The 25,649-nt window shown below is 27.2% G+C and carries 25 protein-coding genes and 1 riboswitch; of the genes, 7 read left to right on the top strand and 18 right to left on the bottom strand.

All coding sequences use genetic code 11. The annotated features are described in order from the left end of the window. Positions 1-13: 13 nt before the first annotated feature. Positions 14-304, bottom strand: coding sequence for a hypothetical protein (locus FRIFI_RS15180; RefSeq protein ID WP_242977246.1), 291 nt, complete (start codon positions 302-304; stop codon positions 14-16). A gap of 402 nt (positions 305-706) precedes the next feature. Here FRIFI_RS15180 and FRIFI_RS09470 point away from each other — a divergent pair, with 402 nt between their 5' ends. After that, positions 707-1,756 carry a PTS sugar transporter subunit IIC gene (locus FRIFI_RS09470; RefSeq protein ID WP_330405514.1) on the top strand — a complete coding sequence of 350 codons (1,050 nt, stop codon included), beginning with the start codon at positions 707-709 and terminating at the stop codon, positions 1,754-1,756. Positions 1,757-1,806: 50 nt separating this feature from the next. On the opposite strand, the gene FRIFI_RS09475 is transcribed toward FRIFI_RS09470, so the two are convergent. Continuing rightward, positions 1,807-2,997 (bottom strand): pentapeptide repeat-containing protein, encoded by a 1,191-nt coding sequence (locus tag FRIFI_RS09475; RefSeq protein WP_092924976.1) that lies wholly within the window; start codon positions 2,995-2,997, stop codon positions 1,807-1,809. Positions 2,998-3,128: 131 nt separating this feature from the next. Then, positions 3,129-4,868, bottom strand: a complete 1,740-nt coding sequence (locus FRIFI_RS09480; protein WP_166505719.1) for a Na+/H+ antiporter NhaC family protein — start codon at positions 4,866-4,868, stop codon at positions 3,129-3,131. A 290-nt stretch (positions 4,869-5,158) separates the two neighbouring features. Continuing rightward, a riboswitch (Lysine riboswitch) is annotated at positions 5,159-5,334 on the bottom strand. A 187-nt stretch (positions 5,335-5,521) separates the two neighbouring features. Here FRIFI_RS09480 and FRIFI_RS09485 point away from each other — a divergent pair. Together FRIFI_RS09485 and FRIFI_RS09490 are read left to right on the top strand one after the other, a co-directional pair. Next, positions 5,522-6,214: a superoxide dismutase gene (locus FRIFI_RS09485; protein WP_092924972.1), complete on the top strand. Its 693-nt coding sequence runs from the start codon at positions 5,522-5,524 to the stop codon at positions 6,212-6,214. A 147-nt stretch (positions 6,215-6,361) separates the two neighbouring features. Next, the gene (locus FRIFI_RS09490; RefSeq protein ID WP_092924970.1) at positions 6,362-6,898 is read left to right on the top strand and encodes a metal-dependent hydrolase; all 537 of its coding nucleotides are present in this window, start codon (positions 6,362-6,364) and stop codon (positions 6,896-6,898) included. Between the two features lie 37 nt (positions 6,899-6,935). Here FRIFI_RS09490 and FRIFI_RS09495 read toward each other — a convergent pair whose 3' ends face one another. The 5 genes from FRIFI_RS09495 to FRIFI_RS09515 form a co-directional block, all read right to left on the bottom strand. Then, positions 6,936-7,529: a TVP38/TMEM64 family protein gene (locus FRIFI_RS09495; RefSeq protein WP_092924968.1), complete on the bottom strand. Its 594-nt coding sequence runs from the start codon at positions 7,527-7,529 to the stop codon at positions 6,936-6,938. A gap of 182 nt (positions 7,530-7,711) precedes the next feature. Next, positions 7,712-8,596 carry a mechanosensitive ion channel family protein gene (locus FRIFI_RS09500; protein ID WP_330383719.1) on the bottom strand — a complete coding sequence of 295 codons (885 nt, stop codon included), beginning with the start codon at positions 8,594-8,596 and terminating at the stop codon, positions 7,712-7,714. A gap of 253 nt (positions 8,597-8,849) precedes the next feature. After that, a complete protein-coding gene (locus tag FRIFI_RS09505) occupies positions 8,850-9,398 on the bottom strand; it encodes an NADH peroxidase (RefSeq protein ID WP_092924966.1) in 549 nt (182 codons plus the stop codon). Positions 9,399-9,484: 86 nt separating this feature from the next. Then, positions 9,485-10,096 (bottom strand): DedA family protein, encoded by a 612-nt coding sequence (locus FRIFI_RS09510; RefSeq protein ID WP_092924964.1) that lies wholly within the window; start codon positions 10,094-10,096, stop codon positions 9,485-9,487. An 86-nt stretch (positions 10,097-10,182) separates the two neighbouring features. Continuing rightward, positions 10,183-10,731: an NADH peroxidase gene (locus FRIFI_RS09515; protein ID WP_092924962.1), complete on the bottom strand. Its 549-nt coding sequence runs from the start codon at positions 10,729-10,731 to the stop codon at positions 10,183-10,185. Between the two features lie 237 nt (positions 10,732-10,968). On the opposite strand from FRIFI_RS09515, the gene FRIFI_RS09520 reads away from it, so the two are divergent. From FRIFI_RS09520 to FRIFI_RS09535, 4 genes are all read left to right on the top strand, one after another. Beyond that, the gene (locus FRIFI_RS09520) at positions 10,969-12,096 is read left to right on the top strand and encodes an ABC transporter ATP-binding protein (RefSeq protein WP_092924960.1); all 1,128 of its coding nucleotides are present in this window, start codon (positions 10,969-10,971) and stop codon (positions 12,094-12,096) included. Positions 12,097-12,178: 82 nt separating this feature from the next. Then, a complete protein-coding gene (locus FRIFI_RS09525; protein ID WP_166505720.1) occupies positions 12,179-12,943 on the top strand; it encodes a PucR family transcriptional regulator in 765 nt (254 codons plus the stop codon). Positions 12,944-13,085: 142 nt separating this feature from the next. Then, positions 13,086-13,658, top strand: a complete 573-nt coding sequence (locus FRIFI_RS09530) for a manganese efflux pump MntP (protein ID WP_166505721.1) — start codon at positions 13,086-13,088, stop codon at positions 13,656-13,658. Between the two features lie 102 nt (positions 13,659-13,760). Continuing rightward, positions 13,761-15,908, top strand: coding sequence for a YhgE/Pip domain-containing protein (locus tag FRIFI_RS09535; RefSeq protein WP_166505722.1), 2,148 nt, complete (start codon positions 13,761-13,763; stop codon positions 15,906-15,908). 84 nt (positions 15,909-15,992) lie between these two features. Here FRIFI_RS09535 and FRIFI_RS09540 read toward each other — a convergent pair whose 3' ends face one another. The 10 genes from FRIFI_RS09540 to folP all read right to left on the bottom strand — a co-directional run bounded on the left by FRIFI_RS09540 (position 15,993) and on the right by folP (position 25,637). Continuing rightward, positions 15,993-16,424 carry a hypothetical protein gene (locus FRIFI_RS09540; protein ID WP_166505723.1) on the bottom strand — a complete coding sequence of 144 codons (432 nt, stop codon included), beginning with the start codon at positions 16,422-16,424 and terminating at the stop codon, positions 15,993-15,995. A gap of 103 nt (positions 16,425-16,527) precedes the next feature. Then, complete coding sequence (locus tag FRIFI_RS09545; RefSeq protein ID WP_166505724.1) at positions 16,528-17,847, bottom strand: MATE family efflux transporter; 1,320 nt, start codon at positions 17,845-17,847, stop codon at positions 16,528-16,530. A 164-nt stretch (positions 17,848-18,011) separates the two neighbouring features. Further along, on the bottom strand, positions 18,012-19,109 hold the full coding sequence (locus FRIFI_RS09550; RefSeq protein ID WP_092924948.1) for a Nif3-like dinuclear metal center hexameric protein: 1,098 nt from the start codon (positions 19,107-19,109) through the stop codon (positions 18,012-18,014). A gap of 13 nt (positions 19,110-19,122) precedes the next feature. Next, entirely contained in the window at positions 19,123-19,815 is a 693-nt protein-coding gene (locus tag FRIFI_RS09555) for a tRNA (adenine(22)-N(1))-methyltransferase (RefSeq protein WP_166505725.1), read from the bottom strand. Positions 19,816-19,884: 69 nt separating this feature from the next. Next, the gene (rpoD, locus tag FRIFI_RS09560) at positions 19,885-21,048 is read right to left on the bottom strand and encodes an RNA polymerase sigma factor RpoD (RefSeq protein WP_240275679.1); all 1,164 of its coding nucleotides are present in this window, start codon (positions 21,046-21,048) and stop codon (positions 19,885-19,887) included. Positions 21,049-21,065: 17 nt separating this feature from the next. Continuing rightward, the gene (gene dnaG / locus FRIFI_RS09565) at positions 21,066-22,877 is read right to left on the bottom strand and encodes a DNA primase (protein ID WP_166506273.1); all 1,812 of its coding nucleotides are present in this window, start codon (positions 22,875-22,877) and stop codon (positions 21,066-21,068) included. Positions 22,878-23,206: 329 nt separating this feature from the next. Continuing rightward, complete coding sequence (gene aroF / locus FRIFI_RS09570) at positions 23,207-23,992, bottom strand: 3-deoxy-7-phosphoheptulonate synthase (RefSeq protein WP_166505727.1); 786 nt, start codon at positions 23,990-23,992, stop codon at positions 23,207-23,209. Next, on the bottom strand, positions 23,973-24,479 hold the full coding sequence (folK, locus tag FRIFI_RS09575) for a 2-amino-4-hydroxy-6-hydroxymethyldihydropteridine diphosphokinase (protein ID WP_092924942.1): 507 nt from the start codon (positions 24,477-24,479) through the stop codon (positions 23,973-23,975). The genes aroF and folK overlap by 20 nt, the downstream gene beginning before the upstream one ends. Next, positions 24,472-24,837, bottom strand: coding sequence for a dihydroneopterin aldolase (folB, locus tag FRIFI_RS09580; protein ID WP_092924940.1), 366 nt, complete (start codon positions 24,835-24,837; stop codon positions 24,472-24,474). The genes folK and folB overlap by 8 nt, the downstream gene beginning before the upstream one ends. Before the next feature lie 8 nt (positions 24,838-24,845). Further along, the gene (gene folP, locus FRIFI_RS09585) at positions 24,846-25,637 is read right to left on the bottom strand and encodes a dihydropteroate synthase (protein ID WP_166505728.1); all 792 of its coding nucleotides are present in this window, start codon (positions 25,635-25,637) and stop codon (positions 24,846-24,848) included. Positions 25,638-25,649 lie beyond the last annotated feature (12 nt).

Raw genomic sequence — 25,649 nt, forward strand, 5'->3', positions numbered from 1 at the left:
TCAGGTGTTAAATTTACTTTCTTATCTCTTTTAGGTTTTTGTGTTTTTCTTTTAGTATTATTTTTTTTACATTTTCCTTTTTTTCTATTTTTGTGTTTTTAATTTCATTAAATTCTATTTGTTTTTTCTCTTCTTTTATGTCATCTTTTAATTCGTACTTTCCATTTGTTAATTTGTACCCTTTTTTATTTAAGTAACTTCTTAATGTTTGTGGTTTTATCTCCATCTTATCTGCTATATCTTGAAACTTTAAGTTTTTATTTTGTAGTTGCAAAAATATTTTTATTCTTTCGTTTGCTGTCATTTTTTTCTCCTTGTAATTTAGTTAATTTATACCTACATATTATCATAAGAGTTTTATTTAGACAAAATTATGTGTTATAGTTTATATTATATATTTTTATTGTATTTTAAAATAATAATTTATTTTTTTATTATATTTTATGTATTCAATACTTTTTAGAGGTAATATTTTCATTTTTTTAAATTCAATTAACATTTACTGTAAACTTTCTTACATATTTTAAAATAATAATACATTTTTCTTTTAATTTTAGCATTTTTTTAACAAAACTATTTACAATTGTCGAAATGTGCTTTATAATCAAAATTGTCTTAAGATTTCTTTAAGTAAATATGACGTTAAGGAAAACAATACCTTAAGCAAATAAAACATTACATTTATATACTTAGGAGGAAAATTAGCATGATGCAAATACTTACAAGTACAGCATTATTATTAGTTGTACTGGCATTATTCACATTATTTAGTTACAAGGCACCTCACGGAATGAAGGCAATGGGTGCATTAGCAAGTGCTGCTTGCGCAAGTTTCTTAGTTGAAGCATTCCACGCTTCGCTATTTGGACAACAATTTGGTATATCTTTCTTAGAGAAAGTTGGAGCTGCTAACGGTTCTTTAGGTGGTGCAGCTGCTGCTATATTAGTACCTTTAGCATTAGGTGTATCTCCAGTATACGCTGTATTAGTTGGTTTAACAGTTTCAGGATTTGGAATACTTCCAGGATTCGTTGCAGGATACTTAATATCATTCGTTGTTAAGTTCTTAGAAAAGAAAACTCCTGCTGGTCTTGATTTAATAGTTATAATATTAATTGCTGCTCCTTTAACAAGAGCAATAGCAGGATTTATGGATCCTATAGTTAATGATACATTAATGCAAATAGGACAAGCTTTAACAGCTGCCTCTACTACATCTCCAATATTAATGGGTATAATACTTGGTGGTTTAATAACAGTTGTTGCTACTGCTCCATTATCATCAATGGCTTTAACATCTATAATAGGATTAACAGGTCTTCCAATGGCAATAGGTGCATTAGCAGTATTTGGTTCTTCTTTCATGAACTTTGTATTCTTCTCAAAAATGAAATTTGGTTCAAAGAAAGATACAATAGCTGTTGCTATAGAGCCTTTAACTCAATCAGATATAATAACTGCTAATCCAATACCAGTATTTGTTACTAACTTCATAGGTGGAGCATTATCAGGTGTTGTAGTTGCATTAGTAAGTTCTTATGTTGCACCACTTGCAATAAGTGTTCCTGGTATGGCAACTCCTATAGCTGGTTTCGCTGTTGCAGTTGGTCAAAACGGAACTCCTGCTTTAATAGCTGCTGTTGGATGTATAGTAGTTAGTATAATAGGTGCTTTAATAGGACATACATTATTCAAAAATACAAAAATACTTACTGCTGATGAGATACGTGGAACAGAAGAATCTTCTGCAGCATAATATATAAAAAAAAGAACGTAGATAATTCTACGTTCTTTTTATATATATTACTATCTTACAACTTTTCTCGTTAGAGTTCCTATACCTACTCCCATCATAATGATTCCTACAAGCATTTCAATATTTGCTACCATGTATGCTACTTCTGTGGGCTTTGAATTGTTAAACCCAACAGCTCCAAACATACCTACACTTAAATTTATAACCTCATTAAAATCTTTAATAAACTGTTTTAGGTTCCATGTACCAATATTACTTAAACTATATTTTATAACCTGTCCATCTAACTCAATACCTACTGCTAAAAATATAAATGCAAATATTATCATTATTACTAAAGATGATAATACACAAAGCCAAGGTCTTTCTCCATACCCACATGCTAACCAATATATATACGAATTTATTTTAGGTAAAAATTTAACACATTTTCTTTGTGTACATTTACCTATATAATAATATTCTCCAAAATTATTATTCAAGTTATTTTCCTTAAATTTTTCGGACAAAGTTTTATATGTCATATATATACCTTCATATTCATTTTTATCCTTAACTCTAGGTTCAATTTTATCAAAAAATGTTTTAGCATCAAATTTAGTTGTAAATTTATCATCAAACATTATATCTTGTATATATGTATTTGAAATTTTAAAGCCTGAAAGATCACAATCTATAATCTCAAACATATCAATTTCACTATTTATTATAATTGAAGATTTTAAATATGTTAATTCAAAACTTGTGTTACTAATCTTACATTTTTCGAAAATACAATATGATAAGTCACTATTTAAAAATTTTGCATATATATCACAATTATAGAAACTACACCCTATATTGTCTTTTTTATTTAAAGAAGGTCGTTTTTCACTTCCTTCTTTTATGAATATACAATTTTCAAATACAACTCCTCCACCGCTAAAATTGCAATCATTAAAAGTACAACCTATAAATGTGCAGTCTTTGAATTTAATATTTTTAAAATCACATTTTCTAAATTTAGCGCAAATTATATCTTGCTCTACTATTTCATAAAAATCTTGTTCGTCAAATATACCATCTTTGCCGATTAGTTTATCTTTTATTTTATTATAGCTATATTTTGAATTATTATCATAATCATTTAGTTCTATTTTTTTTGTAGTTGCATCTTTATAAAATGTTTCGTTATTTTTTTTTCTATTTGATAATTGTTCATTCACTACGGCCTTTTCTTCTTCAAAATTTATATATCCCATAGAATAACTCCTTGCTTTTAGATGAAAAGAAAACGTAAAATATATTTTACGTTTTCTTTTTTTACAATTATTATTATCTTATTTTATAATTATTATTCTATATAATACAAACTCTATTATTTTAAATAAAACTAATCCATAGTATAAATAATATTATCAACTTCTTCATACGTTTTCTTACCTAATACATGTATACCTATAAATGTAGCTAATAAAGCTATTGGTAATACTATATAAACAGGTATACCAAGTCCTGCCGGTATATATCCAAATAATACTGTTATTACGGCTGTAAATAATGCATAAGGCATCTGTGTATTAACATGATCTATATGATTACATCCAGCTCCCATTGAAGACATTATTGTAGTGTCAGATATTGGTGAGCAGTGATCTCCAAATATAGCACCTGTTAATACTGCACTAGTGCTAACTACTATAAACGACATCTCTGGATTTATAGAATAAGCTAGCGGTATTGCAAGAGGCATAAGTATTCCCATTGTTCCATAGGCTGTTCCTGTGGCAAATGATATTATAGCTCCAAGTATAAATACTACACTTGGTAATAAAAAATTTGGTAGTGTTCCAGATAATAATGTTACTAAGTATTTAGCTGTTCCTAGTTCTTTTATAACAGAACTTAATGACCATGCAAGTATTAATATAACCCCAGTCATAATAAGTCCCTTCATTCCATCTATCCAAGCATCTATAGCTTCAGAGATTGTAAGTATATTTTTACTAACTCCAAGAACTATGCCTACAATACTTGCAAATAAAGCTGACTGGAATAATGCAACCGAAGCATCTGCTCCACTAAACGCCTCTCTTATAGCATCAAATGAATATGGAGAATTAGTAAATAATTGTATTAGATTTTGGTTATCTGAGTTCATAGCTGCTGTGTATCCGCTATAATAAAAAGAAATTAACGCAGCTATTATTAATGTTCCTATAGGTATTATTGCATTCCATGAACTTAATTTTATACCTTCTTTTGGCTCTAAATCAGAATTATCATTACTAACATTGTTTGAATTGTTATTATTTTTATTAACACTTCGGGCTTTAATTTGAGCTTCTCTCATTGGTCCAAAATCCTTAGCTAGAACTGCTGATATAACTATAAATGCTAATATTAATATATTATAAAATCTATATGGTATGGTATTTAAAAATACTCCAAATGCATCAGCTTCTACTCCTATACCGTTAAATGCATCATTTATAAGTCCAACTTCAAGACCTATCCATGTAGATATTATAGCAAGCCCAGCTATAGGTGCAGCTGTAGCATCTATTATAAACGCTAGTTTTTCTCTTGATAGTTTCATTTTGTCTGCTACTGGTCTAACTATAGGACCAACTATTAATGAATTTGCATAATCATCAAAGAATACTAATAATCCTAAAAACCATGCTATAAGTTGAGTCCCTCTAGCGGTCTTTGATCTTTTGGCTAGGCTCTCTGCTATAGCTTTTGCACCACCCATTCTAGCTACTAGGCTTATAACCCCACCTATAGCTAAAACTTGAAGTATTATACCTGCATTCCATGGATCTGCTAATGAATTTAATGCCCTATTTACTATATCTAAAAATGCATTAACAAAAGCAACTATAACATTTCCAGATGACATGTTTATTATAAAGCTTCCTGAAAATATACCTACAAATAACGATATTACTACATTCTTAGTTATAAATGCTAAAACTATAGCAACTAATGGTGGTATTAAAGTTATCATCTTAAGTCTTTCTGAATTTATAGTTGATATATCATCCCCCCCTGCAAATACTAATGGCATAGACATCATAAAAATTATAATAGTCATTAATAATACCCTAAAATTTCTCTTGCTTCTCATAAAACTTCCCCCTTAAAATTGTTTAGTCTCTAGTGAATATAAGGGTATAAAAAATTCGCTTCGCTCATGTCGCCAACGACTTCGTCCGTTGCTCAAAATGTCTTTTTTACGCTCTGCAAACTGATTGGTATTACTCAACTTCAATAATTATCCACATTCTTTAAAGTATCATATTTTCCTAAAGCGTAAAAAAGTCTTGAGTATACACTCAAGACTTATAAATTTTTACATAAAGTTATACATTAACTTTTTAGACACAGCAATATAACTATACCTATGTATAAATTTTTCTCAAATGTAGCTCTTCACAAAATAAATTGTGACAGTGATACATATATTTTATGTACCCCCAGGCATATAACCTTAAAGCATCAGCTATACCCTTCGGCAATAGTTCCTTTCCTAATGATTCTACGCGCTTAACTCCTCATTAGTACTTTTAAATATTGCGACCTCTACCCTTTTTATTTTATTCACTTTTATTATTAATAGTATATATACCTTTATTTTTATTTTCAAGTATAAAAGATTTTTTTTATATCATTTATAAATAATATATAATAATTTTGTTATTTATATTTAAATTTATAAATTATTATACCTTTTGTAAATTTTTTTATAAATAGTAAACATACTAATTATGAGGTGATTTTATGAAAAAATTTTTATTTATAACTTTATTATTAACTATATTTTTTAATCCACAAAATATTTTCTCTTTATCTCCAATATATACCCCCAAAGAACCTATGCCTCTACCTTATTCTTATGATTCTCTTGAACCTTATATAGACAAAGAGACTATGATCTTACATTATGATAAACATTATAAATCTTACTTAGATAAATTAAATAATGCCATAAAAGGATACCCTGACCTTTATGCTTGTAGTATTTCTGATTTATTAACTTGTCTAGATTGTTTGCCTAGTGAAATAGCTAAAACTATAAAAGATAATGGTGGAGGAGTATATAATCATGAATTTTTCTTTGAAATAATGTCTCCTAATAGGAAAAAATTACATGGAAAATTAAAAAGTGCCATAAACAGAGACTTTAAATCTTTTGATAATTTTAAAAATGAATTTAATAAAGCTTCACTAAGTGTATTTGGATCTGGATGGGCATGGCTTGTATCTGATGACTCTGGAAATCTATCGATTATAACTACTCAAAATCAAAATACTCCTATTACATTAAACTTAAAACCTATAATTGGAATCGATGTATGGGAACATGCTTACTATCTAAAGTATCAAAATAAAAGGGCCGAATATATAAATAATTGGTTTAATATTATAAATTGGAGTAAAGCGGAAGAAAACTATATTCAAAATCTAAAATAAAAATTTATAATAATTTGTAGATTTTAAGTATATTCAATCCTTTTAAAATTATATTTTAAAAATAGTTTTTGAAAATTTTTACAATTTACTATATAATTAATACAAATATAATTATCAATAATATTATACTATCACCTAGGAGGTTTAATGGTAAAAGAAACTCATACTAAGGGAGGCTATATATTTGCACTTTTAGCGCTCCCTTATTTATATAAAACATTTTTAAATAATTATAGTGTATTTTATAAAGCTATTTTGCTTTTAATATACACATATTTTGCATATATAGGTTCATTATATCCTGATATCGATATGAGAGGTTCTTATATAAGTAAAAGATATCCTATTATATATAAATATTTTGGTTCTAGATTTAGGCATAGGAGCTTTACACATAGTCTAATTTTTATATCTTTACTTGCTTATGGTTTCAATTTTTTAATAAAATCTACAGATAGTAATATAGTATTTATATGTGTATCTTGTGGCTTTTTAGTAGGATATGTATCTCATCTAGTTTTAGATCTGCTAACTAAGGAAGGTATAGAGATTTTTTACCCTATAACCATTAATTTTTCATTCCTTCCTATAAAAACTAATTCTAAGACAGAAAAGTTAATATGCAAAGCTTTAAACTTTATAGTTATATTTTTACTAGGATATAGATTTTATATATTACTTTAATAACCCACCTAATATTAGATGGGTTATTTTATATATTCTATACATTTTCAGTTTCATTATCTTTTTCATGATTCTCTAAACTTTTCTTAACTTTATTACCTATAGTCCATGATAAAAATACTAATAAACAAAATACTAATATTTTAACAGGACTGTTTATAAAACCTTTTATGTCACTCATTGGATAACTTATAAATAAAAACATTATAAACTTTCCTGATAGCATTGCAGGTATAAAACATTTAGGATCCACTTTACAAAATGCAGATGCTATTGTTACTAAAAAACTTGGTACAAAGGGACAAGAATAAGCAAAAAATAGTAACTTAAATCCTTTTTTGTCCATCCATTTTATTGCTTTATTTACTTTTTTATTTCTAAATTTATTAAATAACTTATTATCGTTAAATCTACTAATAATTAAAAATAGCAATGCAGTACCTAAACCAGATCCTATCCAAGATAGTACAAGACCTCCAAATAGCCCAAGTAAAAGTGCATTAGCTCCTACTATAGCCATAAGAGGAAGTATAGGTAAAAAGCTTTCAATAAAGCTTGCTAGTAATCCTATTATCATGGTTAAAATCCAATAGTTTTGTGCAAAATGATTTAATTCTTGAATATATTCCATAATCTATTTCTCCTTATGTCTATTATATATTATAGTATACACTATTTTCACTTAAATTCACCATATTTTGACTAAAACTTCATATAACAATTGCTGCCATTTAACCTTTAAATAGCTCCTTCTAATATATTAATTAAAATAAATAAAAGCTAATACAGATAAACTTCCGTATTAGCTTTTATTTATAGACCTAAATCTTCCTTTTTCACATGTAAATCCATTTGTGGATAAGGTATGCTTATATTTTCTTCATCAAATCTTAATTTGACCTTCTCTAATAGGCTAAAATGTATATCCCAATAATGTTCCGATTTACACCATACTTTAACTATAAAGTCAACAGAACTTGGACTATGAGCACTAACACCTATAAATGGTTTAGGATTATCTAAAACAAACTCTTGTTTTTTTACGATATCCGTTAATACTTCCTTAACATGGAGTATATTATTTTCATATCCTACACTAAATGTTAAATCAACTCTTCTTTCTTCCTTTGCTGAATAGTTTATTAAACTACCATTTGACAATGTTCCATTTGGTATTAATATTAACTTATTGTCTATAGTTGTCAATTTAGTATAGAATAACCCTATTTCTTCAACTGTACCTTCATAAACTCCAGTTTGTATATAATCCCCTACTTTAAATGGTCTAAGTAATAATATTATAAAACCACCTGCAAAGTTAGATAAACTGCCTTGAAGGGCTAAACCTATGGCAACCCCACCAGAAGCTACAATCGCTGCAAGACCTGTCAATTTAACATCCCAATAGCCAAGAATTCCTATAAATAATATAACTTTTAACACACCTGCTGTTAATGACTGTATGAATCTTCTTAATGTTATATCAACATCTCTTTTTTCTAAAAATACTCCAAATTGTTTTACTACCTTTTTTATAATCTTTAATCCTATAGATATAACTATAAGACCTATTATAAGCTTTATTCCATATTCAGTAACCCATCCTATAAATTTTTCAATAAGTGTATCAAGTGGCATTTTACTCATTTGTTGTACCTTACTCGACACTTCTTTTGCTATTGCATCTGGATTTGTCATTTATAACCACCTCTTTTAAAACTTTCGACTTTTTACTCATACATATTACCTTATTTTTTGCAATATGTCTATATAATACAATTATTTCAAAAATATAACTATTTAAAATTATAGGTCCTTTTAATTAGCTATTGTAACTTTAACTCACATATTACCTAACTACAATATTTATCCACATTTTTAAAATATCATAATTTCCTTAAGCGTAAAAAAAGGTTGCCTAAGTTTAGACAACCTTTAAATATATTATAATTTATTTAGCATCAAAATGTCTTTGTAATAAACCTAAGAATGCTTTACCATGTCTTGCTTCATCTTTACACATTTCATGTACTGTATCATGTATAGCATCAAGTCCTAATTCTTTAGCTCTCTTAGCTATTTTTAATTTTCCTTCTGTTGCTCCGTACTCTGCATCTACTCTTGCTTTTAAGTTAGCTTTTGTATCAGCTACAACAACTTCTCCTAATAATTCTGCAAATTTAGCAGCATGTTCTGCTTCTTCAAATGCTATTCTCTTATAAGCTTCTGCAACTTCTGGATATCCTTCTCTATCAGCTTGTCTACTCATTGCTAAATACATTCCTACTTCTGTACATTCTCCAACAAAGTTTGCTCTAAGTCCTTCTAATATTTCTTCGTCTATACCTTTAGCAACCCCTATTCTATGCTCGTCAGCCCAAACCATTTCACCTTTCATTTCTTCAAACTTATCAGCTCCAACTCCACATACTGGACATTTCTCTGGTGCAGTTTCTCCTTCATGTATATATCCACATACTGTACAAACAAATTTTTTCATAATTTTATTCCTCCAAATTTATATAAATTTTATTTACTTTCTTTTAACATACTATATATATACCTCATATACATTGTTTTAAACATTTATTTGCATATTTTTTTATTTTTTAATCTATATTTTATAAATCCATATACTATAGTTATTATTAATAATAAAATAACCATTATATATGAGTATTTAGTAACTAAAGACATTACAAATTTTAAGTTATCTCCTAAAACATAACCTATACTTATTAATGAAGTATTCCAAATCCCTATTCCTATAGCAGAACACATCATAAATGTAAATATATTCATTTTTATAGACCCTGCTATTATTGACACAAATGTCCTAGCATAAGGTATTACTCTAGTTAAAATTACTGATAATTTATCATGCTTTTTTAACCAAATATAAGATGAGTTTATAATTGATTTGGTCTTTGGATACTTTTCACCTATAGTATCTATTAAAGGCTTTCCAAATTTAAATCCTAGAAAATAATTTAGCAAGGAACCTATAACCCCACCTAAAGTAGATACTACTATTACATTTACAAATCCAAAGTTATATTTATATGCAAACATACCTGCAATTGGAAGTACTACTTCACTAGGAAGAGGTACATTAGCATACTCTAGTGCTACTATTATAAATATACTTATAAGTCCATAATTCATCATAAAATGTTCTATTATATTTTTTAATTCCAATAATTTCACCTCTTTATATTTATATAGTAACAGTGATTAATATATAAAAAGACTACCTGTATAAGGCAGCCTTTATATTCTATATATTACTTAGCATCAAAATGTCTTTCTAATAAACCTAAGAATGCTTTACCATGTCTTGCTTCATCTTTACACATTTCATGTACTGTATCATGTATAGCATCAAGTCCTAATTCTTTAGCTCTCTTAGCTATTTTTAATTTTCCTTCTGTTGCTCCATACTCTGCATCTACTCTTGCTTTTAAGTTAGCTTTTGTATCAGCTACAACAACTTCTCCTAATAATTCTGCAAATTTAGCAGCATGTTCTGCTTCTTCAAATGCTATTCTCTTATAAGCTTCTGCAACTTCTGGATATCCTTCTCTATCAGCTTGTCTGCTCATTGCTAAATACATTCCTACTTCTGTGCATTCTCCAACAAAGTTTGCTCTAAGTCCTTCTAATATTTCTTCATCTATACCTTTAGCAACCCCTATTCTATGCTCGTCAGCCCAAACCATTTCACCTTTCATTTCTTCAAACTTATCAGCTCCAACTCCACATACTGGACATTTCTCTGGTGCAGTTTCTCCTTCATGTATATATCCACATACTGTACAAACAAATTTTTTCATAATTTTATTCCTCCAAATTTATATAAATTTTATTTAGTTTCTTTTTAACATACTATATATATACCTTTTGTTTTTTTATTTAAACATGTTATTTAAAATTTTTATGTTTTTTATACAATCTGTATATTTTATCTAAATAGTTTTAGTTATTTTTTACATTACTAAGAAAACATTTTTTTGATATTATTAAAATATAAAATGAAATTAAAATATAGTTGTTAAAAGGGGGAAATGGTAATGGCTAAGGTAATTTTAAAAAATATATGTAAATCATATTCAAATGGATTTAATGCAGTAAAAAATGTAAATATAGATATACAAGATAAGGAATTTGTAGTACTAGTTGGACCATCTGGCTGTGGTAAGTCTACTACGCTAAGAATGATAGCAGGCCTTGAAGAAATAAGTGATGGTGAACTTTATATAGGAGAAAATTTAGTAAATGATGTAGATCCTAAAGACAGAGATATAGCTATGGTTTTTCAAAACTATGCACTTTATCCTCACTTGACAGTATACGAAAATATGGCATTTGCTCTTAAACTTAGAAAATTGCCTAAGGATGAAATAGATAAAAAGGTTAGGGATGCAGCTAAAATATTAGACTTAGATCAATTATTAGATAGAAAACCAAAAGCACTTTCAGGTGGTCAAAGGCAAAGAGTTGCACTAGGGCGTGCTATAGTTCGAAACCCAAAAGTATTCTTAATGGATGAACCTTTGTCAAACTTAGATGCAAAACTTAGAACATCAATGAGAACAGAAATAACCAAACTTCATAAGTCTTTAGGTACTACATTTATATATGTGACACATGACCAAGTTGAAGCTATGACTATGGCAGATAGAATAGTTGTTATGAAAGATGGTATAGTTCAACAAATAGATACTCCACAAGAAATATACGATAAACCAAACAATATGTTCGTTGCGGGATTTATAGGCGCTCCACAAATGAACTTTATAAATGTTATTCTAACTGAAGTAAATGGAGAAATACATGCAAAAGCTGATGGTTTTGATATAGCATTAAATAAAGGTGAATCATCTAGTTTAATAGAAAAAGGATATATAGGTAAGGAAGTTGTTCTAGGTATAAGACCTGAAGATATACATATGGAAGATATATTTGTCGAAAATAGCTTAGATAGTACTTTTGAAGCTACTGTTGAACTTGGGGAACTTATGGGTGCTGAAATATATGCTTACTTAAAAACAGGTAATCAAAGTATAACTGCAAGATTTGATGGTAGGTATAGAGTTAAAATGGGAGATAAATTAAAACTTGCTATGGATAAACATAAAATACATATATTTGATAAAGAAACACAAGAAGCTATAAATAAATCTCTAGTTTATATATAAATATTTCTAAATTAATGATATATTTAAAGTAGGATGATTAATCATCTTACTTTTTTAATTGAAAACTTCAGGGGTGGTCTTCATGCAAAATTTGATACAATTTATAGAGGGAAAGACAAATAAAAAAATTAATTTTTTCGAGTATAATAATCAAAGTATTAGCAAAAACCAAAATGTAGTAACATTTAATGATAAAGCTTATGTTATAGAATTTATAGAAGATATAACTATAGATAATATAAAAGGTTATTTTTATATATTCTATCAACAAGACTGTGAACTAGATAATTTAAAGGGAATATTATATAACTTATATGATAATATAAAATTATTTTTATATGAAAATTTATTAATATTAAATTCAGATTATAAATTAGATATTAATTTTCATACACCAGAAATAATAGAATCAGAGACTTATAGAAATACTTATATTATTAATTTAGGTGAAATATATGATATAAATATATTTAAGTCTAGAGTATCTATTTTTAATGAAATACCTAAAGACTTCCTTATAAATAACACTTTTTTTAAAAACTACATAACTTTAAATGATTTAATAATATATAAATCTATATATTTTATAAAACACGACAGACCTTTTTACGATTTGATAGATTTTGAGTCTATAAAAACAATGGATATAAACTTGTTAAATACAGGAATATGCTTTATAGAAAATGATCAAAATATTTCTAAAACTTCATCATCATTATTTTTACATAGAAATACACTTATATATAGATTAGATAAAATTAAAGAAATACTAAATCTTGATTTGAAAAACTTTAAAGATGCTTTAATTTTTTATTTAACTATAAAATCTTATATAAATTTTAAATAATAATTTTTGCTTTAACTATTAACAGCTTAATATATTTAAGCTGTTTTTATTTTGCCTAATCTACTTATCACTAAATTACGAATATTTTTATCATATTTTTTATAAAATAAGATTAGCTATAACTTTAAACAAGGAGGATATTATGGGATTTTTAACTATATTTTTTACAGCATTTGCACTTTCAATGGATGCATTTGCCGTATCTCTTACAAAAGGTATGACTCTAAAGAATATAAATTTTTGGCTAGCTTCTAAAGTAGCTTTTTTCTTTGGATTATTTCAAGGCGGTATGCCTTTAATTGGTTATTTATTAGGTGTAAATTTTGAAAGCTATATAAAAGCATTTGATCACTGGATTGCTCTAATTTTACTAAGCTTTCTCGGTTTGAAAATGATTTTAGATGCAAAAGACAAACCTGAAGATACTACTTCATATTACATAAATAATAAAGATCTCATTATATTGTCAATTGCAACTAGCATAGATGCACTTGCTGTTGGAGTTAGTTTTTCCTTTTTAAGTGTAAATATAATTCCTATATCTATTACTATATCTTTAGTTACATTTATAGTATGTTTTTTAGGTGTTTTATTAGGAAAAAAAATTGGTAATTTATTCAAATCATCTGCTCAAATAATAGGAGGAGTATTACTTATTTTAATAGGTTTGAACATATTCAATAATCATACAGGTATTATAAATTTACTATTTTAATATATGTTACAATTTTTTAACTTTACTTTTTATTGTATAAATAATATAATATAAAATAGTTCTAAATCTAACCTTATTTAGTCAACATGGAGGTGTAAAGACGTGAAAAATATTTTTAAAATATATAAAAAAGACATAAAGGATATTTTTACAAACAAAGTATTGTTAGTAATAATACTAGGACTAACTGTCTTACCATCATTATATGCCTGGTTTAATATAAAGGCATCTTGGGATCCTTATGGTAGTACTAAAAATATATCAGTTGCTATAGTTAATAATGATAAAGGTACTGAAATAAGGGGTAAGGATATAAATGTTGGTGATGAATTAGTAAAAAAACTTAAAGAAAATGATAATTTAGGTTGGAAATTTGTAGATAAAGCTGACGCAATAAATGGAGTTAAAAAAGGTACATATTATGCCTCAGTTGAAATTCCAGAAAGCTTTTCTAAAGATTTAACTTCATTAACTTCTGATGAAGTCAAAAAAGGTAAGATAATATACACAGTTAATGAAAAAATAAACGCGATAGCCCCTAAAATTACAGATAAAGGTGCTTCAACTATACAAAATGAAGTTAATCAAACAGTAGTAAAAACTGTTAGTCAAATTATATTTGAAGTATCTAATAATTTAGGTATAGAACTTGAAAATCAGCTTCCAAAGCTATCTAATTTAGAAAGTGAACTTATAGATGTTCAAAGTAAATTTAAAGATATATATAAAACTGTAAATCTTGCTTCAGATGCTACAGATAAAGTACAAGATCTTGCTAAGGAATTAAAAAAAGATGTTCCTTTAATAACTTCTACTATATCTAATACTAAAAAGTTAGCATCAGATGTAAAAGTATTTTTACAAGATAGCAAAGGTAGCTTAGATAAAGTTGCTCCTGTAATAAAAGAAGATTTGCAAATAGTATCTAAAGTTTCATCAAGTGCTTCATCAAATATATCATCTATAATAGATGCGATAAATAACGGTGCTGATAATGTACCTCAACTTATAGATAGCTTATCATCAAAGCTTTCTACTTTATCAAGTACAAGTAATACAGTACTAGACTTTTTAAATAAACTAAATGCTATTAAACCAGGTGGGCCTCTAGAAAATGCTATATCATCTTTACAGTCTATAAATAATAGCTTAAATAATGCTACTAACGCTTTAAATGCTATAAAAGGACAGATTGCAAATGGAGAAAAACCATCTTTAGATAAGTTAAATAGTGTATTAAAGGTTGTAAATGATGTAAACCAAATTTCTACATCAATTTTAAATAATTTTGATTCAAAAATAATAAATCCTATAAATAACATATTTGAGGGAAGTTTCAATACTGCTAATGAAGTTATTAGTGTGTTAGATAAAGCTCAAGCAAAACTACCTCAAGTTGAGGATATACTAAATACTACGATATCATTATCAGATAGTGCGAAAGATAATATATCATTTATAAGAAAAAAACTACCTATAGCTAAATCAACAATTGATGAATTAGTTAATGCTATGAAAAAAATAAACTCAAGTGACGATGTTAATGAGTTAATATCATTACTAAAAAGCGATGCTATAAAGCGTGCTGAGTTCTTAAAGCAACCAGTAGAGCTAGTTACAGATAAATTATATCCAGTAGCTAACTACGGAGCTGGTATGACTCCATTTTATACAGTATTATCTTTATGGGTTGGTGTACTTTTACTAATGTCATTACTGTCTGCTAATGTACATGGAGATTACAAACCATTTGAGATATACTTTGGTAGAGGACTTACTTTCTTAACTATAGCTATAATACAAGCTTTTATCGTAAGTGCTGGTGATTTATATATTCTAAATGTTAAAGTTATTGATCCTTTATCATTTGTATTATTATCAATGTTTACAAGTATTGTATTTACAGCTATTGTATACTCATTGGTCTCTATATTTGGAAATGTAGGAAAAGCAATAGGTGTAATACTATTAGTTATACAAGTTGCTGCATCAGGAGGTACTTTCCCTATACAAGTTACTCCTCCATTTTTCCAATACGTAAACCCATTTTTACCATTTACTTATGCTATATCTGCTCTTAGAGAGACTGTAGGTGGTATTTACAAACCAGTATTGATAAAGGATATATATGTATTAATAGTATTCTTAATAATACCTATAATATTAACTATACTATTTAAAGGTATTATTAATAAATATACAAAACCTATAAGTGATAAATTTAATGAAAGTGACTTAACTGGACATTAAAATTTAATATAAAAGATTAATATATAAAAATATATATAAATCAAAAAAGTCTTCCTAAAATCTTTAGGAAGACTTTTTACTATATTAATATTTTATGTCATCGTAATGTATACCAACTCCAGGTCTATGCTTATTTTCTTCTCGTTCTTCATGTTCTCTTTCTTCTATTGCTTTATTTACATATCCTTCTAACTCTTCTTTACTTACATTTGTACAATTTTCTTCTATTATTCTATTTGAATTAAATTCATCTACTTTGGATTTTAAGTCATCGTCAAAACTATCCATGTCTTCATCACAACAATAAGCTCTGCTATCATAATCATCATAATAATAAGATTCATTTTTATAATCATTACAACAATTGAAATTTTTATTCATTCTTTTATTCTTAATAGCCTTATATGCAAAATAGCCCCCTAATCCAACTAAAACTCCTCCTGTATATACTAAGGCTTTTTTACTTTTTACGTTGACTTCATTTTTCATTTTACGTTTAACTAAGTACTTTACCATAGAACTTTTTCCTCCTTAAATGTCATATACTATATTAATAGTATTTGTATTATCTAATAAAAAATTCTTCTATTAAAAATAAAAAATAACCCTTAAATTAGGGTCATTTTTTTTTATATACATATATATAAGTTATAATTAAAGTTAATACTTCAGCAAACACAGCACTTAACCATACTCCATTTACACCTAAGAATATGGGAAGTATAGTTATACCTATTACAATTAGTATAATCCCTCTTGATAATGATATTGCATTAGATAATATCCTATGTTCCATGGATTGATAATATGCTCCATTAACTATATTTATCCCCATAAATATAAATGCTAAGAAGTAATATCTTATGGCATTCACAGTTATATCTACAATCTGACCTTTTTCACTTGTAAACACTCCTACTATAAATTGTGGAAATAATATACCTATAATATAGAAACTTAATCCAACAATTATAGAAGTCTTCAGACCTTTTTTTCTTACTCTCTTTACTCTATCTATCTTATTTGCACCATAATTTACACTTATTATAGGTTGCATAGCTTGTGATATCCCCGTAAATATAGCTGCTGCTACTAAAGATACATTTGCTATTATACTATATGCACTAACACCTATATTACCTACTATATTTAGTAATTTCAAGTTAAATATAAATATTACTATTCCAGATGATATTTCAACAATAAAGCTTGGTAAACCATTAAATAGTATCCTTGATATATCTTTTACATTGATTTTAAATTTTATAAATCTTAAGCTACATTTTTTAGATATAAAGTGAGTTAAAAGTATTAATAGGTTTATAAGTGATGCTATTGATGTAGCTAAACCAGCACCTTTTATACCCATATCAAAAATAAATATTAGTAAATAATCCAAAATAACATTAGATAAACCACTAGTTACAGTAGCTATCATAGCAAGTCTTGGATTATGATCATTTCTTATAAAAGCTGATGTAGTATGAGCTAAGATATAACTAAATGAAAATATTAAAACACCACTTAAATACTCTTTTACCATATATATATTACTTATATTAGCCCCTAGTATATACCCTATTTTCTCAGTAAATATTTTCCCTAAAGTAGATAATGTAATTCCTACTAAAATAGCTATTATAATAGATTTTGTAAATATCCTTTGTGACTCAACTATTTCTCCTTTTCCTCTACTTATACTTAAGGCTGTAGCCCCTCCCATACCAAACAAAAGCCCTAATCCATTAAATAGATTAAATATAGGTATACATATATTTAAAGCAGCTAATCCATCGCTTCCTATACCTTGTCCTATAAACATAGTATCTGCTAGTATACAGAACGATACTGCTAGCATACCCAAGACACTATTAATTAAATACTTATAAAATAACTTATTTATATCTGAATTTAAAAATACACTTTCTTTATCTTTCATTAACTTCTCCTCATACATATATTTATATATAGTATTTGCTATAATGAAAGTATATTATTCATATTAGTAAGCATTCTATAAGCTTATATTTAATATATAGATATGTTTTCTAATAAATAGTAAAAAAAATAATGACATAAAAATATGTCATTATTTTTTGTGTTTTATACTATTTTAAATGGATTTAAATCTATATTACTTTTTAAAACTTCTATATCATGTATATCATCTAAAAATCTCTTCATAACATCCTTAAATATATCTTCAGTTTCAAAGTGCCCACAATCTATTATACACATCCCCATGTCTATTGCATCTTGTGCATCATGATATTTAACATCTCCAGTTATTATAACTTCACAACCACTTCTTTGAGCTTTCTTAACCATATCAGCACCAGAACCTGTAACTAAAGCTATTTTACTTATAGTAGTATCTAAACTACCTACTACTCTAATATGTTTCATATTTAGCTTTTCTTTTATAGAATTACTTAAATCTTTTAAACTAATCTTTTCTTTTAACTTAGTAACTCTACCTAAACCAACTGAATTTCCTTTATTCTCTAGTTTATATAAATCATAAGCTACTTCTTCATAAGGATGAGCATTTATCATAGAGCTTAAGACTCCGCCTAATATTTTTTGAGGTACAATAGTTTCTATTTTTACCTCTTTAACACATTCTATCTCTCCTTTTGTTCCTATAAATGGATTTGTGCCCTCTAAAGGCATAAAGTTACCTTCTCCTCTTGATGTAAAACTACAGTGACTATAATTTCCTATATGACCTGCTCCTGCTTTTCCTAAAGCATTTTTAACCTTATCTATATGAGTCTCAGGAACATAAACTGCTAGCTTATATAATACTTCGTTATTTGTAACTTCTAATACCTTACAATCTTCAAATCCCATTAATTCCATGAAGTAATCATTTAAACCATCAAATGCTATATCAAAGTTTGTATGCATAGAATAAAGTGCTATATCATTTTTTATTAATTTATGTATAAGTCTTCCTTTTAAATCCGATGTATTTATTTTATTCATCTTTTTAAATATAAATGGATGATGAGTTATTATTAAGTCTATATTATTTTCTATAGCTTCATCTATAACTCTTTCATTTGCTTCTAGAACTACTAATACTTTTTTAATATCACTGTTAAAATCACCCACTAAAAGGCCTACATTGTCCCAGTCATAAGCTAAGTTTAATGGGTATTTAGCTTCTATATTTTTTATAAGACTTTTAAGTAACATAATATCATTCCCCTTATAAAGTTTTTAATTTTTCTAATTTAGATATATTAAGTCTACTATCTTCTATTTTCTCATCTATCCCTTTTCCACTTTTTCCTTCTAATTTATTAAGTATTGAAGTGTATGTATGTATTCTTTTATCTATAAACTCATTTAGTAATTCATCTTTATTTTCTATAAGTTTATTTCCTACTTCATAAAATATTTCATCTTCTACATTAGTATTTTTCCCAGTATATTTAGCCACTATTATTTCATATATTCTGAAATCTTCTCTAACTAAAACCTCATCTAATATCTCATATCCATTATTTAATAAATATTTTCTAAGTTCTTTTTGTGCTTGCATTGGTTGAAGTATAAATTTTTCAGTACTTTGTGCTACTTCTATATTAGCTTCTAGTAATTCACTTATAAGTATTCCACCCATACCTGCTATTATAACTTCATCAACTTCACCTTTCTTTAATACTTCTATACCTGAGCCTAATCTTAAATCAACTTTATCACTCAAATTATTATGTCTAACTTCTTTTCTTGCATTTTCAAGGGGTCCTTTATTAACATCTGCAAGTATTGCAAAATCTATGTATCCTTCATTTAATAAATGTACTGGTATATATCCATGATCTGTTCCTATATCAGCTATTTTTTTACCTTTAGTAACTAAAGATGCTATTTTTAATAATCTATCTGTTAACTTCATTTATGTAGTCCTTTCCTTATTTCTTATATGCAAAAAAACGCCTTATATAAAGGCGAGTTTTTGTATAGTCTAGTCTAAGTAGTCTTTTAATTTTTTAGATCTACTTGGGTGTCTTAATTTTCTTAAAGCCTTAGCTTCTATTTGTCTTATTCTTTCTCTTGTTACATCAAACTCTTTACCAACTTCTTCAAGAGTTCTTGCTCTTCCATCTTCAAGACCAAATCTTAATTTTAATACTTTTTGTTCTCTTTCATTTAAAGATCCTAAAACTTCTTCTATTTGTTCTTTAAGTAGTGAGTATGCTGCTGCTTCTGCTGGTGCTGGTGCTGCATCATCTTCTATGAAATCTCCTAAATGGCTATCTTCTTCTTCTCCTATTGGAGTTTCAAGAGATACTGGATCTTGAGCTATTTTCATTATTTCTCTTACTTTTTCTTCTGTCATATCCATTTCTTTAGCTATTTCTTCAGGCTTTGGATCTCTACCTAATTCTTGAAGAAGCTGTCTAGATACTCTTATTAATTTATTTATAGTCTCTACCATATGTACTGGTATTCTTATAGTTCTTGCTTGATCAGCTATAGCACGAGTTATAGCTTGTCTTATCCACCATGTTGCATAGGTACTAAATTTGAACCCTTTTTCATAGTCAAATTTTTCAACAGCTTTTATAAGACCTAAGTTACCTTCTTGTATTAAATCAAGGAAAAGCATACCTCTTCCTACATATCTTTTAGCTATACTTACAACTAGTCTTAAGTTTGCCTCAACTAGTCTTTGTTTAGCCATTTCGTCCCCTTCATTCATTCTTCTAGCTAATTCTACTTCTTCATGTGGCTTAAGTAAAGGTATCTTACCAATTTCTTTTAGATACATTCTAACAGGGTCGTCTATACTTATACCTTTAGGTAATGATAAATCTATAGCTTCTAATTCCATAGGTGTATCTTCTTTTGATAACTCTTCATCTACACCATCTTCTAGTACATCTATATCTAAATCATCATCTGATGAGAAATTAATATCGGCATTTTGAGGTTTACTTTCTATAACCTCTATACCTAAGTTTCCTAAAGTTTCATATAAATTTTCTATTTGATCTTTATCAAGTTCAGTTTCAGAGAAAGCTTCCATTATTTCCCCTAAAGTAAGAGATCCTTGCTTTTTACCTTTTTCAATTAATCCCTTAGCTGTTATTCTTTTTGATTCTTTTTTATTTGTTTTATTTTCCACACTCAGACCTCCCTTCATTAAAGCTTTTGTAGCATTCTTCTTATTTCCACGATTTTTAAAGCAATTTCCATAATCTTACCATCTACCTCTTTCGTGTCACTATTATTTTTATTTTTTTCAATTTCTTTTTGTTCTTTTAATAATCTATTCATTTTTTCATTAAGAGTATTTTTCTTTACATTCTTAATAATATCATCTACACCCTTGACATTATTCAAGCTCATATTATTCAATGATATATTTTCTATATCTTTAATGTATTCTTCGGATATGTTTAAACTTTTAATTTTGTCAATAGTTATTTTGTCCAATTCTTGATTTTTAATTATCCAATTTAAAATTTCTTTACTTTCATCTAATAAAAAATCATTGTCATTTACTTTTAGTACGATTATATCTCTTAGTTTTTTATCTTCTATCATTAATTTTATAAGATTTTTCTCAACAAACTTTTCTCCATTTGTTATAATCTTAGGTTTTTCTATTACAACTTCGTCTTTTTTTATATATTTACTTTTTTGGTATTTATTATTTCCATTTTTATTATAACTTTTTCCATATATTTCCCTTTTTATGGAATCTATACTTATTTGTATTAAATCACTTAAGTATTTAGTATAATAGTCAATTTCAACAGGACTTTTTACTTTTTTTATTATTTTAGATGCCTCTTTTGCAAATTTAACCTTATCTTCATCTTTATTTAGATTAAATTGTTTTTTTAGATTATTTATTCTAAATATTATTTGATTTATTGACTCATCTATTGCCTCTTGGTATCCTTTAACTCCATATTTTCTTATAAATTCATCTGGATCTTTGCAATCCTTTAAATTTAATACTTTAACATTTATATCTATATCACTTAATATTTCTATAGCCCTTAATGTAGCTTTTATACCTGCTTCGTCCGAATCATATGATATAATAACATTATCAGCATATCTTTTAATTAACATACCTTGTTCTTTAGTAAGTGCCGTACCTAACGTAGCTACTACATTTTTTATACCATATTGATAAAGAGATATTAAATCCATATATCCTTCAACTAATATCAAAGTCTTATTTTTTATTTCTTTCCTTGAGAAATTAAGGCCATATAAATTATACCTTTTATTAAACGTTATTGTATCTGGGGAATTTAAGTATTTAGGTAATGAATCATCAAGTACCCTACCTCCAAACCCTATAACATTTCCTCTATAATCAAATATGGGAAACATAACTCTATTTCTAAATTTATCATAAATTTTGTTACTTTCTTTTTTATGTGCTAATAGCCCACATTCTATAAGATCTTTGTTACTATAACCTTTTGATGTTAAATAGTCCATAAGTGAATTCCAAGATGCTAGTGAATACCCAAGTCCAAATTTTTTTATGATTTTGTTATCTAATCCTCTACTTCTTAGGTATGCATATCCACTATTTTTCTTAGTGTGTAGGTTAGAAAAATAAAATCTAGCCGCTTCTGTGTGTATATCTTGGAACTTTTTTATCTTTTCTAATTTTTTCTTAGATTCTTCATCCATATTAGTATTAATTTCAATTCCATACTTCTGAGCTAAAACTTTTACTGCATCAATAAAATCTAGATTTTCCATCTTCATAACGAAGTTAATTACATCTCCACCCTCTCCGCATCCAAAGCATTTATAAATTTGCTTAGATTCATTTACATAAAATGATGGTGTTTTCTCGCCATGAAAAGGACAAAGTCCCTTATAGTTTATCCCAGATGATTTAAGCTCTATATACTGGGATATTGTGCTTACTATGTCACATCTACTTTTAACTTCTTCTATTATATCTTTTATATCATTCATATTATCACCTTCTGGTGTAATTTTTTCTAACATTACTATTTTACATTATATTTTAAATTTGTCAAATCCTCATTATACACAATTCGACTTTTTTTGTTAACATCCTTCTTATTTTTTTATTTTTTTATTATTTAATTCTATCTATATATTTATTATACGTTATTTATCTACAATTTTAAAATATCACATATTTTTTGAATTAAATATGTCTTTTGCAGATTAAATCTATTCTTATATAATTTTTCCTATTTTAATATAAATACCCTTATTTTTTAATATTAATTAAATTAATTTTAGCAAAATAAAAAAAGAGGTAATTACCTCTTTTTTTATAAATTAATTGAATTCATTAAATCTTCAAATTCATTAAAGTGAAGTGACTGCATACCATCTGATAATGCATTTATAGGATCTGGGTGAACTTCTACCATTATACCATCAGCACCTGCTGCAAGAGATGCTATAGACATTGGTTTTACTAAATATCTTACTCCAGTTGCATGAGATGGATCAACTACAATAGGAAGACCTGTCTCCTTTTGTATTATAGGTACAGCTGCTAAATCTAATGTATTTCTAGTATAATCATTATATGTTCTAATTCCTCTTTCACACATGATTATTTTTTGATTTCCACCTATGGCAATATATTCTGCTGCTCCTATCCACTCACTTATAGTAGATGATAAACCTCTTTTTAACATAACAGGCTTATCTTGTTTACCTACTTCAGTAAGTAAACTAAAATTTTGCATGTTTCTAGATCCAATTTGAATTATATCAGCTACTTCATATAGTTTATCTAATTCTCTTGCATCCATAAGTTCAGTTATAACAGGCATTCCTGTTTCTTTCTTAACTGCTTTTAATATTTCTAATCCTTCTTCTTTTAATCCTTGGAATGAATTAGGAGATGTTCTAGGCTTATATGCTCCTCCTCTTAAAATATTTGCTCCTTTTGATTTAACAAATTTAGCTGTTTCTAAGAGTTGTTCATAACTTTCAATAGCACAAGGTCCTGCCATTACAAGCTTATTTTCCTTTACTATTAGCTTAGAGTTTTTATCCGTATTTATCTCAATCCTTATGTTGTCATCAAACAAATTTTTCTTCATCGCCTACGTACTCCTTTACTTGTTCTCTCTCCTCACAAGTTAGCGAATTTAAGTATTCCTCTATAGTTTTATTTTTAATTTTTAATTTTTTATTTAAATCCATAAGAGGGATAAGCACAAATGCTCTCTCACTTATTCTTGGATGAGGTATGTATAAATTTTCATCCTTCAATATTATATCATTGAAAAATAATATATCAATATCTATAGTTCTTGGTCCCCATCTTATAATTCTTTCTCTATTTAACTTTTGTTCTACCTCATGACAAAACTCAAGCAAGTCATATTCATTTAAACTTGTTTCTATTTCTAAGCACATATTTAAAAAATCTGCTTGGTCAGTATATCCCCAAGCCTTTGTTTCATATATCTTAGATTTTTTTAAAACTTTTATTTTACTGTTATTTTGTATTAATTCACAAGCAGAGTCTAAGTAATTAAGTCTATCCCCCATATTTGTTCCAAGACCCAGATATACTTTATTCATCTTTATTTCTCCTTATTTCAACGCCGAAATAGTCATATATTCCATTTACTGGAGCCTCTGGCTTTTTAACTCTAACCATTATGCCTTTAACTAAATCAAACTTCTCAAGTACTTCTTTAGCTATATTTTCTGCTACTGCTTCGATTAAATTAAATCTCTTATTTTCTACAATTTCTTTTACTACAACATATACATCAGCATAACTTACTGATTCATTCATATTATCACTTATTCCTGCTTTTTTTGTGTCTACATTTAATTCTATATCAATAAAAAACTTTTGACCTAATACACTTTCTTCCTTTAAAACACCATGATATCCATAAAAACCTAGGTTATTCATTAATATTTTATCCAATTTAATACCTACTTTCTATATATAGCATCAGCCATTTTTGCTGCCATTAAATTTTCCTTAACATCATGCACTCTTACTATAGAGATACCATCTCTAATACCTAAAACTGTAGTTGCTATAGTTCCTTCTAATCTTTCTTTTGGCTCTACATTTAATACATGTCCTATTACTGACTTTCTAGATGTTCCTAAAAGGATAGGATACCCTAATGAATTTAATTCATCAAGTCTTCTTAATACTTCTAAATTTTGTTCAACATTCTTTCCAAATCCAATACCTGGATCTAGTACTATTTTTTCTTTTTTTATGCCTGCATTAAGTCCTATTTTTATACTTTCTAATAAGGATTTTTTCATTTCTTCTATAATATCACCATCATAATTAGTACCATCTTGGTTATGCATTATACAAACGTGTGCATCATATTTTGCAATAGTACTTGCCATATCTTTATCCTTTTTTAGTCCCCATATATCATTTATCATTTCAACACCTAATTTTAAAGCTTCATCGGCAACCTTAGCTTTATATGTGTCTACTGATATGGGAACATTTACTTCTTTTTTTAATTCCTTTATAACTGGAATGATTCTTTTTATTTCTTCGTCAGCTTCAACATATTTATGACCTGGTCTTGTTGATTCTCCACCTAAGTCTATTATATCTACACCTTCTCTTACCATTTCTTTAGCACGATTTATAGCTTTATCTATATTATTAAAGTCACCGCCATCAGAAAAACTATCTGGTGTAACATTTAATATTCCCATTATATAAGTTCTCTTTGAGTAATCAAACATTTTTAATCTCCT

This window comes from Romboutsia hominis, assembly GCF_900002575.1.
GTDB classification, from domain to species: domain Bacteria; phylum Bacillota; class Clostridia; order Peptostreptococcales; family Peptostreptococcaceae; genus Romboutsia_C; species Romboutsia_C hominis.